Source organism: Halopseudomonas sp. MFKK-1, from assembly GCF_027474385.1.
GTDB classification, from domain to species: domain Bacteria; phylum Pseudomonadota; class Gammaproteobacteria; order Pseudomonadales; family Pseudomonadaceae; genus Halopseudomonas; species Halopseudomonas aestusnigri.
This window is the reverse complement of sequence record NZ_CP114836.1, coordinates 1,647,389-1,659,423: the sequence shown is the minus strand read 5'-3', so window position 1 is coordinate 1,659,423 and position 12,035 is coordinate 1,647,389. Positions and strand designations below refer to the sequence as shown.

At 61.8% G+C, this 12,035-nt stretch carries 12 protein-coding genes; 6 read left to right on the top strand and 6 right to left on the bottom strand.

Annotation, left to right across the window (positions count from 1 at the left end; genetic code table 11):
• Nucleotides 1-397: 397 nt before the first annotated feature.
• The 3 genes from O5O48_RS07725 to O5O48_RS07715 all read right to left on the bottom strand — a co-directional run bounded on the left by O5O48_RS07725 (nucleotide 398) and on the right by O5O48_RS07715 (nucleotide 3,404).
• On the bottom strand, nucleotides 398-2,182 hold the full coding sequence (locus O5O48_RS07725) for an ATP-binding response regulator (protein WP_269688566.1): 1,785 nt from the start codon (nucleotides 2,180-2,182) through the stop codon (nucleotides 398-400).
• 143 nt (nucleotides 2,183-2,325) lie between these two features.
• On the bottom strand, nucleotides 2,326-2,946 hold the full coding sequence (locus O5O48_RS07720) for a response regulator (RefSeq protein WP_269688681.1): 621 nt from the start codon (nucleotides 2,944-2,946) through the stop codon (nucleotides 2,326-2,328).
• A 14-nt stretch (nucleotides 2,947-2,960) separates the two neighbouring features.
• Complete coding sequence (locus O5O48_RS07715) at nucleotides 2,961-3,404, bottom strand: hypothetical protein (protein WP_269688565.1); 444 nt, start codon at nucleotides 3,402-3,404, stop codon at nucleotides 2,961-2,963.
• Between the two features lie 362 nt (nucleotides 3,405-3,766).
• On the opposite strand from O5O48_RS07715, the gene O5O48_RS07710 reads away from it, so the two are divergent.
• Nucleotides 3,767-4,255, top strand: a complete 489-nt coding sequence (locus tag O5O48_RS07710; RefSeq protein ID WP_088277213.1) for a DUF3015 domain-containing protein — start codon at nucleotides 3,767-3,769, stop codon at nucleotides 4,253-4,255.
• A gap of 89 nt (nucleotides 4,256-4,344) precedes the next feature.
• Nucleotides 4,345-6,201, top strand: coding sequence for an Lnb N-terminal periplasmic domain-containing protein (locus O5O48_RS07705; protein WP_269688564.1), 1,857 nt, complete (start codon nucleotides 4,345-4,347; stop codon nucleotides 6,199-6,201).
• Between the two features lie 25 nt (nucleotides 6,202-6,226).
• Here O5O48_RS07705 and O5O48_RS07700 read toward each other — a convergent pair whose 3' ends face one another.
• Entirely contained in the window at nucleotides 6,227-6,661 is a 435-nt protein-coding gene (locus tag O5O48_RS07700; protein ID WP_269688563.1) for a nuclear transport factor 2 family protein, read from the bottom strand.
• A gap of 192 nt (nucleotides 6,662-6,853) precedes the next feature.
• Between O5O48_RS07700 and O5O48_RS07695 the strand changes: the two genes are divergently transcribed.
• Complete coding sequence (locus O5O48_RS07695) at nucleotides 6,854-7,483, top strand: TetR/AcrR family transcriptional regulator (RefSeq protein ID WP_269688562.1); 630 nt, start codon at nucleotides 6,854-6,856, stop codon at nucleotides 7,481-7,483.
• Between the two features lie 175 nt (nucleotides 7,484-7,658).
• A complete protein-coding gene (locus O5O48_RS07690; protein ID WP_269688561.1) occupies nucleotides 7,659-8,801 on the top strand; it encodes an HPP family protein in 1,143 nt (380 codons plus the stop codon).
• Here the strand turns inward: O5O48_RS07690 and O5O48_RS07685 are convergent.
• Nucleotides 8,798-9,667, bottom strand: coding sequence for a LysR family transcriptional regulator (locus tag O5O48_RS07685; protein ID WP_088277223.1), 870 nt, complete (start codon nucleotides 9,665-9,667; stop codon nucleotides 8,798-8,800). The genes O5O48_RS07690 and O5O48_RS07685 overlap by 4 nt on opposite strands.
• A gap of 190 nt (nucleotides 9,668-9,857) precedes the next feature.
• Between O5O48_RS07685 and O5O48_RS07680 the strand changes: the two genes are divergently transcribed.
• Both O5O48_RS07680 and trhP read left to right on the top strand, forming a co-directional pair.
• Nucleotides 9,858-10,277 carry a hypothetical protein gene (locus O5O48_RS07680; protein ID WP_269688560.1) on the top strand — a complete coding sequence of 140 codons (420 nt, stop codon included), beginning with the start codon at nucleotides 9,858-9,860 and terminating at the stop codon, nucleotides 10,275-10,277.
• A 146-nt stretch (nucleotides 10,278-10,423) separates the two neighbouring features.
• Nucleotides 10,424-11,707, top strand: a complete 1,284-nt coding sequence (gene trhP / locus O5O48_RS07675) for a prephenate-dependent tRNA uridine(34) hydroxylase TrhP (protein WP_269688559.1) — start codon at nucleotides 10,424-10,426, stop codon at nucleotides 11,705-11,707.
• A 36-nt stretch (nucleotides 11,708-11,743) separates the two neighbouring features.
• Here the strand turns inward: trhP and O5O48_RS07670 are convergent, their stop codons facing one another.
• The gene (locus O5O48_RS07670; protein ID WP_269688558.1) at nucleotides 11,744-12,007 is read right to left on the bottom strand and encodes a YdcH family protein; all 264 of its coding nucleotides are present in this window, start codon (nucleotides 12,005-12,007) and stop codon (nucleotides 11,744-11,746) included.
• Nucleotides 12,008-12,035 lie beyond the last annotated feature (28 nt).

Below are 12,035 nucleotides of genomic sequence, written 5' to 3'. Positions count from 1 at the left end.
AAGCAAAGATAGATTGCAGCTCCCCCCGGCTCCACCAAATGCAAGTTTTCACATGTACCCACATGACTGAAAACACCCCCTGAAAGCCCGCCCCGTGCGGGCTTTCTTGTATCTACACGTTCCCCGGTAAATCCATGCCGCATTGCGCTTCGTGTATCCCCTGCGCGTCTCCCACGCAAACGTCAATTGCCGGCCGGGTATATGAGCACGCTGAAATTGAGCATCGCACCTTCACCGGTAAGCTGGTCGCCAGCCTTGATGCGGATGTTTCGCTGTTTCTTGAGCCTGGCACCCCGACCTCCCGAGGGCACCGAATAGGCATTGGGACGTCCCACCAGTTACGAATCTGACAGGCGACTGTTTATGGTCGGCCATGTGTCTGTCAGCTGCCCAGTGCTCACTTCGCTGCTAAGTGCGTTCCCAACGCCCGGCTGATCGCGTCATGGAGGCGTGTTGTATCCACCGGCTTGTGCAGCAACAGGGCGCCGGTGCTTTGCGCTTCACGCAGGCGATCGGGGGCGGTATCGCCGGTGATGATGAAGGTGGGCGGCAGGACGCCGAGGCGCTCACGCAGGGCTGCCATCACATCAGCGCCGGTCTGACCGTCACGCAACCGGTAATCGACAATCAGCAGATCGGGCAAGGCGCTGCACCCCTGCAGGGCGCTGGCGGCGGAGTCGGCAACCAGACAGCGGCAGCCCCAGGAGGAAAGCAGCTCACTCATTGCCACGCGGACCGCTTCGTCATCATCGACCACCAGCACCGAGACGCCATCGAAATTGGCTAGCTTTCGGACCGGTGCGCTGGTGTCGCTGACGACACCGCCCCGCTCGACCGGAACAATCAGACGAAATACCGAACCTTTGCCAGACACCGATGTCAGCTCCAGCTCGACGCCCAGGGTATTGCATAGTCCCTGAACGATGGCCAACCCCAGGCCAAGCCCCTTGCGCCGGTCACGTTCGGGGTTACCCAGTTGGAAAAATTCCTGAAAGACTGCTTGGTGGTTTTCTTCGGCAATGCCAATGCCGGTATCCCAAACTTCGATATGCGCCATGGCACCACGCCTGCGACACGCCACCAGCACACCGCCCTGTTCGGTATAACGCAACGCGTTGCTGATCAGATTACGCAGGATCAGTTCGACCAGTGAAGGATCGGTATCGACGGCCAGTACGGTATCCCGGCAGCGATAGACCAGCCCCTGGGCATCGGCCTGCGGACCGAACTCGCGCTCCAGTTTGCTGAACAACGTCTGCAGCCGGAACCCACAGGGCGCCGGTTCGATCACGCCGGCTTCCAGCCGGGAATAATCCAGCAGCGTGTTGAGCATATGCCGGGCCGACGCCGAGACCGCCGCGGCGTTATCGAGCATTTCCTGCTGACGACCATTGATGCCACTGCGCCCCAGCGCCTCCAGAAACAACCCAAGCGCGTGCAGCGGCTGGCGCAGGTCGTGACTGGCCGCGGCGAGAAAGCTGGACTTGGCCCGGTTGGCAGAGACCGCTTCGGAACGGGCCAGCTCACGCTGTTCGGACTCCGCTCGGAGCTGCTCCACCAGTTCCAGGTTGGTGAACTGCAATTGCAGACTGTGCCGAGCGGCCTGTTGCGCGCCACTGGCGAACATGGTCATGCAGAGCAGGTAGATGAAACACAGACCGCCCAGACCGAGCATCAGCGGATCAGAGCTGAACAGGCTGACAATCATCAGCGGTGCTACCGCCGGGTAAATGTAAGCACAGTAAAGCGGCATACTGGAGGCATTGATGGCAAAGGTGCCCGCTCCGTGGGTAATGATCACCACCATGATCAGCAACAAGGGGATGGGGGAGCTGGCATCCAGAATGAGTAGAGGCAAAACGCCCCAGACGATACCGGTACTGGCAAATACACCCACCAGCAACCAGAACCGCCGTGGCGCGGTCATCGTTCGATGTACGACGTTGCGCAGCAGGACGTAGGTCGTGCTGTTAAGCAACCAGCTGCAGGCCAGCCAGAAAAACCCGGTACGGTCATCGAACAGCCAGTAGAGGGTCAACGCACAGAACAGGCCCAGCATGCTGGCGCCGACAATGCCTACGCCCAGCAGGTGTTGGGTAATGAGCTTGGCCTGTTCATTAAACAGGCGCGCCTCAGGCAAACGCCAGGGGGCAAGCATTTGCCCTGCCAATCCGTCGGACACTGCCACGCCCCTCCCCAAGGTCACGATGACACGCGGCATCACCAAGGCGGCGGCACGCTGTAGTCCGAAATATAGAGCATCATCGTGCCATCACCAAACAGAAAGAGGCCCGACTGCAACAGCCTGTCAGCCGAGCGGTACGCTCAACGAATAATGCCCCGGACACGGGCGGCTACCGCGGCCTCCGTGCGACTGCTGACGCCCAGCGCGGCCAATAATGCCGAGACATGGACGCGCACCGTGTTCTCAGCCATGCCAAGCTCTCGGGCAATAGCCTTGTTTGAGCGCCCCTCGGCGAGCAAGCAGAGCACCTCGACCTGCCGCGCGGTCAACGCCGGGGCGACAGCGCTCACCTCGGCGTTATCCGCATCGCTCCAGCTTTGCTTCCCACTGAGCAGCGCGTCGATCGCAGCGGCGATCTGGTCGGCATCGGCAGCCTTGCTGAGAAAGCCATCAGCCCCCTTTTCCCGCGCCTGCGTGCGCCAGCCGAAGTCATCATTACCGGACAACACCAACACCGAGGCTACCGGAAATTGCCGTCGCAGCAGGGCGATTCCCTCCAGGCCATTGAGGCCCGGCATGCACACATCCAGAACGATCAACGCCACATCGGGGCGCTCGATACGTCTGGCCTCGGCAACCGAGCCGGCTTCCAGCAGCTCGCCCAGCTGCGGATGCTGCGCCAGCAACATGGCCAGTCCGGCCCGGAACAGCGCATGATCATCAATCAGCAGAGCGCACTTCTGCGCGCTGCTTGTTCCCATTGTCACTAGCTGTGTCACTCCTGTGAAATCCTGAACCCGGCATGCTCTTCAAATACGGGTTGATGCAGACCTTGACAGCCGAAGCCACCAGCAATCGAGATTGCTGGCTCGAAGCGCACCAATCCGTTCTCGACCTCAAGATAACCATCAACAAAGCGCAAGGTTGCAGAGTTCGTCCATAAGGGGTCGCCGGTGCGACTCCCGATAATAACTATGTGACCACCCTCCAGGCGCCAGCGGCCAACACTGATCACTTCGTCTCCAACCTGGTGGCAGCCGGGCAAACCCGGCATATAACTGCGATAGAACTGGGTCCAGTAGCCATCGGCATGAAACTTCATGTCGGCGTAGACGTAGCCTGGTTGCCCGTACAGCGATACAGAACGGGCCGCGTGCCAATAGCTGCCCGTCAGCTGCGCCTCCAATGAGTCGGCGTGTGCTGCACTGAGGTATACCATCGCTGCACAGGCTGCAGCCAGCCAGGCGCAACGAATCCTGCATGCGCTCATATACCATCCCCCTGGTCCGGATGCCTGCCATGGCCATCGAACATCCTGCAGAAAAGGGTACGTGGTAGCTTCAAGCGAAACCTATAACTCAGATGGACTAGCGTCTGACCCTGATCCCGCGCCTGTCGACTTTAACCTGACGATGGACACCCAGTTATTCGAAGACCAGAGCGGAACCGCTCTGTATCAGGCATCACCGGGAAAATAGGCCAACTCGTTGTCATTAAACGAACGTCATACCGTCAGCAAATTGCAACATAAGCGTCGCGCTGCTAGATTCCCCCCACACCCACAAAACGGAAACCTGAGATATGAAACGGATTCTCATCGGTACGCTCTTCGCAGCCGCTTCTTTCAACGCATTTGCAGTTGCTCCGGGCGGTCCTGGTTGCGGTTGGGGCAACATGTTGTTCGAAGGCCAGAGCGGTCTGCCTTCCCACCTGGTAGCCTCCATCACCAACGGCACCTCCGGTAACGCCACCTTCGGCATGACCTCCGGTACCAACGGCTGTGATACCAGCGGTCGTCTGGCTTACAACGGCAAGCCGATGCTGGTTCTGGGCAGCATCATGAACGAGCTGTCCGAAGACGTCGCTCGCGGTGAAGGCGAAGCGCTGACCACCTACGCCGTCGTTCTGGGCATTCAGCCGGAAGATCGCGACCACTTCGCCGCCGTCACCCACGCCCACTTCAGCGAGATTTTCCCCAGCGCTGATGTCACTGCCGAGCAGGTTCACGCCGCCACCCTGAGCGTCATGCGTCAGGACGCCGTTCTGGCCAAGTACGCCGAACAGGCCTGATCGCCGCAACGCCTGACAGAAGGCCGGAGCGCAAGCCCGGCCTTCTGTTTTTGTGCGTGCCGTGCTGACTCCCCCCAATGAGAGCCTCCATGCTCAGATGTCTGGTTCCCCTGCTGCTCGGCAGCCTCTGCCTGCAGGCGCAGGCCAAACCGCAGCTCACCCAGCAACAACGCGATGCCCTGGCCAGTGAGCGCTTCTGGCTGACGCTGGGCCACTACCAGCCCGCTCGCTGGGGCGGCTGGCGTAGCTATGTAGACGACAACGCCTTTTTCCTCGCCAGCAACGGCGACGAATCACCCGCAGCCGAGCTGAGCGCGACCCTCGACGGTCTGTATGCCAGCCCTGAACTGGGCAACGACCATGTGCAATGCCGCTACCCCTCACGTACCCGCTGGCTGCGTGAACAGCTGAACCTGAAAGATCTGCCGACACCGAACTGCAGCGAGTACAACGACTGGTACGAGGACATCGCGCCGTACTCCACCGTGCTGGTGTTTCCGGACGCCTACCTGAACAGCCCGTCATCGATGTTCGGCCACACCCTGCTGCGTATCGACTCACCGGAAACCGCCGGCAGCGGCACCAGCCTGCTGACCTACGCACTCAACTTCGGGGCCATGGTCGAGAATTTGGACAACGGCGTGCTCTACGCCTGGAAAGGCCTGGCCGGCGGCTACCCCGGACAGTTCTCGCTGCTGCCCTACCGCGACAAGATCAGCGAATACAGCCGACTGGAAAACCGCGACCTGTGGGAGTACCAACTTGATCTGAGCCCGGAAGAAACCGCGCGCATGGTCGAGCACGTGTGGGAACTGCGTCAGGTCCGCTTCGACTACTACTTCTTTGACGAGAACTGCTCGTTCCGGCTGCTCGAGCTGCTGGAAGTTGCCCGACCTTCGCTGCGTCTGACCGACCAGTTCCCGCTGACCGCCATCCCCGCCGATACCGTGCGTGCGGTGCGCGAGGCTGGGCTGATCACCGAGGTGAACTACCGACCTTCACGCGAACGCGAACTGCTGGCCCGCGCCGCGCCCCTGACCGCTGACGAAGCACGATGGGTCACCCGGCTCGCCGGCGACAGCGCCCAGCTGCAGAGCAGCGCCTTTGCCGCATTGCCACGCGAACGTCAGGCGCTGATTCAGGAAGCCGCCTACCGGCTGGCACGTTACGAGGCCAGCGGCAAGGCGCGTGACTCGGCCGATGCCGCCAACAGCTACGCCCTGCTGCAAGCCATCAATCGCAACCCGCCACCGGCGCTGAACATAGAGACGCCGACCTATCCCGAGTTTGGGCACGAGTCCCGCACCTGGCAGCTCGCCGCCGGCAGCCGTGAGGACCGCGCCTTCGCCGAATACGGGTTGCGTATGGCCTACCACGATCTGGCGGACAATCTGGCAGGCTTTCCGCTTGGCGCGCAGATCGAGCTGGGTGACATCAGGCTGCGGCGGTACGAGGGCAATCACTGGCAGCTGGAACAACTGGAACTGGTCAACATCCGCTCGCTGACACCTCGCAGCGCACTGCTAAAACCGTGGTCCTGGCAGGTTGCTACCGGCTGGGAGCGAGTCGCGGGCGAGAACGGCAACCACCGGCTGGTGCCGCACCTCAACGGCGGCGGCGGCTTTGCCTGGCAGCCGTGGGACAGTGTGCTCGGCTACAGCCTGGCCACCCTGCGGCTGGAACATCATCGTGACTTCGATGCACCGCTGAATGCCGCTGCCGGTTTCAACCTGGGGCTACTGTGGCGCAACCCGCTCGGCAGCCTGCTGGCAGAAGGCCGCGGCGACTACTTCGATAACGGTGAAGTGCGCCGCAGCCTGGCTCTGGCCCAGCAATGGGAGCTGAGCGGCAACCTGGGGCTGCGCCTGCAGGCCTCACGCGAGTTCAGCCAGTTCAGCGCACCGCAGACGGAGTTCGCCCTGCAGCTGCGCTGGTATCACTACTGAGTGCGGGGCCATAGGCCCCGCCGACTCACGCCCTGGCCTTGGCTGCCGCCAGATAGCTGGCCAGACGACTGCCCATCTCCTGCCCCAGCGCCTGCAAACCGCTCATCGGCCGCACCATCACTTCAAACTCGACAATCTTGCCGGCCTCGTTGAAGCGCACCATGTCGATGCCCTTGAGCTGACGACCGTTCACCTCGGCGCTGAACTCCAGCACCACATTCAGGCCATCGGCCGTCGCCAACTGGCGGTGATAGGTAAAGTTCTCGAACACCTGCAGCACCGTGCCGAGGATAGTCGCCACCACCTCGGCCCCCGGGTATGGCGAGTGCGCCATGGGCGAGCGAAACACCGCGCCGGCATCCAGCAGGCTGGGAAGATCGCTCAGATCCTTGTGCTCGACCATCCGGTGCCAATGCTCAAGGCTGGCCGCCGCTGCGGGGTGGAGTTGCAGTTCAGACATGGAATTCTCCTTTGGCGCTGGCACCAAACCAGCAAACTTATCATTGTTAAGATCAAGCCAAAAAATAACCGGCAACCTGCTGTCGCAAGTACCGGTGAATGGGCACGTTACGACGCAATCTTAACAACGTCAAGATAACACCATGCTAGGATGCGACCACACCGTCATCACCGCAGCAGAGACATAGGCTCCATGGCAAAACCCGCAAACCGCTCCCGCGACGCCTACCACGTCGGCAATCTGGCCCCGCAACTGCTGGCAGCGGCCCGCACGCTGCTGGAGGAAGTCGGCCCGACCAAGTTGTCGCTACGTGCGGTATCAGAGCGAGTCGGGGTCAGCGCGACGGCGGCCTATCACCACTTCCAGAACCGCAACGAGCTGATAAGCCATCTTGCCGCGCAGGGCTTTGCAGAGCTGGCAGCGGCGCTGCAACGCGCCTGCAGCAACGGTTCAGGGCTCGACAGGCTGCGCGCCGGCAGCCTCGCCTACCTGCACTTTGCCCGCAGCAACCCGGCGCTGTACCAATTGATGTTTGGCCCGGAGTTCACCGACGAAGCCCTGATTCCGGCACTCCAGCGCGAACGGCTGGCGGCCTTTGGCGAGCTCAAGCGCCTGGTGGCCGAGACCCTTGGGCAAGCATTGGACAGCTCTGACGTACGCAAGGCGTCTGTCGCCGCCTGGTCCTACATCCACGGACTGACCTCGCTGGTCATACACGGACTGCTGCCGGGCGCCGCAGACAACAGCGACGAGCACTTTGTCGAGCGCACACTCGAAGGCTTTGCTGCGCTGGCAATCAGCTGCACTACGCCAATCAAATAAAAATTATCGAATTCAAGCTAAATTATTATTGATTTGTCTTTAGGCAAGTCGCGCCGCACAATCGTGCCCGCTTGCCTGCCAGCGCCCGAAACCGAACCGTGGCTCCCCTGCTGATCTGGTTGCGGCGCTGGCCAGCCGGCCTTTCACACTGCCCTGCTGCCTGAAACCCACGACCATGAATAACCACACCCAACTCTCCCTGCCCGCCAGTCGGCAGGGCTCGCCGCTGCTCGGCGGCCAACTCGCGACTCATCCGCGTGAAATGCTGCGCGCAACCCTGGGCGCAGCCCTGGGCCTTAGCCTGAGTGTGTGGCTCTGCCAACAGGTATTCGGTACGGCGGTGGCGACCCTGCTGATCGGCCCGGTTGGCGCTTCTGCCATCCTGTTGTTTGCCGTACCATCCGGTGCGTTGGCCCAGCCATGGTCAATTCTCGGCGGCTACCTGACCTCAGCCGTGGTGGCCACCGCCGTTGCCCAACTGGGCGGGCACAGCCTGCCGATGGCATCGCTTGCTGTAGGCCTGTCAGTGCTGGCGATGTTCCTGCTGCGCTGCCTGCATCCGCCCGGGGGCGCTGTGGCTCTATGCGTAGTGCTGGCAGGGCCGGCACTGCAGGCGCTGGGCGAAAGGGCCATTCTGCCGGTGATGCTCAACGCCCTGTCGCTGCTGACCATGGCGGTGCTCTACAACAACCTCACCTGGTTGCGTTATCCCAAACGCCCAGCACCGCAGATCAACATGCACCCTGCCGCTGACAGAACTCCCGCGCTATCCAGCGGCATTTCCACGGAGGACCTGGACAAGGCACTGGAAGGATTCGGCGGCTTTGTCGACCTGACCCGTGAGGATCTCGGCCAACTGATTGAAAAGGCAGAGCAGGCGGCGATGCGCAGACGAGTCGGTGCCGTTCAGGCTGCCGACATCATGACCCGGGAGCTGCACTTGATCAGCCCGGAAACTACCGTGCGTGATGCGCTCGACCTGCTCGGAGCAATGCGTTTGAAGGTACTGCCGGTTACCGACGCCGAGCAACGCCTGGTAGGTGTCGTGACGCTGGTTGATCTGGCCAGCGTGCTGGATCGCAGGCGTCTCCGGCTAGGGCGCCGCAGGCCCAACGATCGCACGCCGGTCAGCGAAATCATGACCGCGCAAGTCACCGCGGTCGCAGCGCAGGCACCGATAGGCGATCTGGTACCACTACTGTCCGAGCGCGGCCTGCATGCTCTGCCGGTGCTTGACGGAGACAGACTGGTGGGCCTGGTCACCCAGACTGACCTGATAGGCGCTTTGCAACGTGGCCTTTATGGCCAACGCGGCTAGGCCGCTGATACCGGATTCCAGCGCTGCGACCAGTCGTGGTCGCCGCGTGCCGCCTCGCGCAACAGGTCCAGCGCCTGCTGAAGACTGTCGCTGTCGCGCTCGCGTGAATAAACCAGCCAGGTCGGAAAACTGAATTCTGGCGCCTGCGGAACGCGCACAAGGGCGCCGCTATCCAGATAACTCTGCACCACCCGAGTGCGAAAATACCCGGCACCACCGTAGCTGAGCAGATACTGCAGCGCCAAAGGCCCCAGGTTGAAGCTCAGCTCGGCGCGCGCCCGTTCCGGCAAGGCTCGATCGTGCTGTTGCCGGAAGGCGTCACCCCAGTCGATATAAATGTAGGGCTCGGGGTTACTCGGCAGACAAACCTGTATCAGCTTCTCTTCCAGCAGCTCCTCTACCTGCAGCCCGGGCCAATAGGTCGGCTGAAAAACCAGAGCGGCGTCGAGCGCGCCCTGCTCCAGCTTGCGCTGCAATTGCCCACCATCGCCCACCTCTGCCCGGACAGCCTGACTGCCCAGGCGCCGACGCAGCAGACTGACCCAATGCAACATCAACGGATTGCACAGGCTCGGCTCTGCCCCCACATGCAAGACGTTGTCGATACCGCAGAGCAGCGGCAGGTCACGCTGGGCCGCCTCCCAGGCCTGCACCATGCGATTGGCGTAGGCAACGAACTGCTCACCGTCGGGAGTCAGGCGCGCGCCCCCACGGTTGCGCACAAACAGCGTGCAGTTGAGTTGCGACTCCAGGCTCTGGATACGCGCGGTGACCGCAGCCTGGGTCACATGCAGTTGCTCTGCAGCCGCCACCAGACTGCCGCTGCGGACGATTTCCAGAAAAGTACGGGCCAGGCTGATATCCATATGCGACTCTTGTATGTTCGACATGCGAAGACTGAAGCAGCCCAAGATTGTCCTCTATCAGCGGGCCAGCGCCAACCGGCTCGAAGCGTCAACAAAACGACCAAGTGCAGAACATAAAAAAATACTTGCCATTTTCTTGCCATCGCACGCCGCAGACGTGAGACTGAGAAGCCCAACCAAGGAGGACAGCATGAAGATTCCATTACGGACTACTCTCGGTGCAGCCGTACTTGCGACCACCCTCGGCGTGATGCCGTCGACAGCCAGCGCCAGCGATCTCGGCTACGGTGTCGGTATCAGTTATGTATTTGGCCAGGGTCTGGCAGTCGGGATAAAGGCCTTCGCTGACGACGAGGCCAACGAAGGTACGGTCGGCATTGGTATGGACTATGTGTTCAGCAACAGCGGATTGCGCCCGAATGTCGGCATTGGCTACCTCGGCGACGGCTACTATGGCGATCTGAACCTCGGCTACAACTTGGGTATAGGCCAATTCGACCTCGGCGTTGGTGCCGGCTGGTCCGATGCCGACGACAAGTCGAATAACCGCCCGGCGGCATCCCCGGATATCCAGCCTCCGCCACCCCCGCCGCCCCAGCAACCCGGCTGATGCGATGTTGCAGAGGTCGTCGACACGACCTCTGCTCTGCTTCACAAACACCCGTCTTATCTGTCCTCAGCTGACCCCGATCAATAACCGCACTCCGGCACTCCGCTAAGCTCGACGACTTTCTGTCGACCATGCGGTACATCATCATGCCCAACGCCCCCGAACTGCTGGCACCCGCCGGCACCCTCAAGGCCATGCGCTATGCCTTTGCCTACGGCGCCGACGCGGTGTATGCCGGCCAGCCGCGCTACAGCCTGCGCGTGCGCGAAAACGATTTCCACGATCCCGAGGTCCTGGCAGCCGGCATTCAGGAAGCCCATGCACAAGGCAAAAAATTCTATCTGGCCAGCAATATCGCCGCCCATAACAGCAAGGTCGCCACCTATCTGCGCGACCTCGAACCGGTAGTGGCCATGGGGCCGGACGCGCTGATCATGTCGGACCCAGGGCTGATCATGCTGGTGCGCGAGCGCTGGCCGGAGCTGCCGGTGCACCTCTCGGTGCAGGCCAACGCGGTGAACTGGGCGACGGTCAAGTTCTGGCAGCAGCTGGGGCTGGAGCGCATCATTCTGTCGCGCGAGCTATCGCTGGAAGAGGTCGAGGAAATCCGCCAGCGCTGCCCGGATGTCGGCCTTGAGGTGTTCGTGCACGGCGCGCTGTGCATCGCCTACTCCGGGCGCTGCCTGCTGTCCGGCTACTTCAACCACCGCGACGCCAACCAGGGCGCGTGCACCAACGCCTGCCGCTGGCAGTATAACGTAAAACCCGCAGTCGAAACTGCCGAAGGCAACATCGAGCCAGTCGCACAGCCGGTGCAGATCATCACCCAGCACGACAAACCCGACGAGCCGATGGCAATCGAGGAAGACGAGCACGGCACCTACATCATGAACTCCAAAGACCTGCGCGCGGTGCAGCACGTCGAGCGCTTTGTGCAGATGGGTGTCGATTCGCTGAAGATCGAGGGCCGCACCAAGTCGCACTTCTACGTCGCGCGCACGGTGCAGGTCTACCGTCAGGCCATCGATGACGCGGTCGCCGGTCGCCCCTTCAACCTCGGTTTGATGGACGACCTGGAGAGCCTGGCCAACCGCGGCTACACCGAAGGCTTCTACCGCCGCCACCCACCCGGGGTCTACCAGAACTACGAGCAGGGCGCCTCGCGCATGACCCGCCACCAGTTTGTCGGCGAGCTGACCGGCGAAGCCAGCGACTGGATCGAGATCGATGTGAAGAACCGCTTCGGGCTTGGCGATCAGTTGGAACTGATGACCCCGCAGGGCAACCACAGCTTTGTGCTTGAAGCCCTGCAGGACCGCAACGGCAACGCCATTGAGGTCGCCCCGGGCAACGGCCACCAGGTGCGCATTCCACGCCCGCCGCTGGCCGATCTCAAGTACGCATTGCTGATGCGCTGGCTCGCGGCCTGAAGTAGCCTTGCCCGCCAGCAACCGGCGTGCGCCTGATCAGTCGCGCGCCGCTTTCAACAAGAGGCCGTACAGTTGATCCTTGAGATGGGCACGCTGCTTTTTCATCTGCTGAAAGGTTGTGTCTTCCACCGGGGATTCACGCTTCTCCAGCCGCATGATCTCACGATCCAGACCGGCATATTCGTTCAGTAGCTGCCTGAAGTGCGTATCAGCCTCGGCCAGTTGATCGATAAGGTCACTGTATTGCGGGAACTCCCCGTGCAGCTCGTGGTTCTCGATGCCCATTGTCTGTACCTCCATTGGTTGATCCTGACATACCCCATGAGCC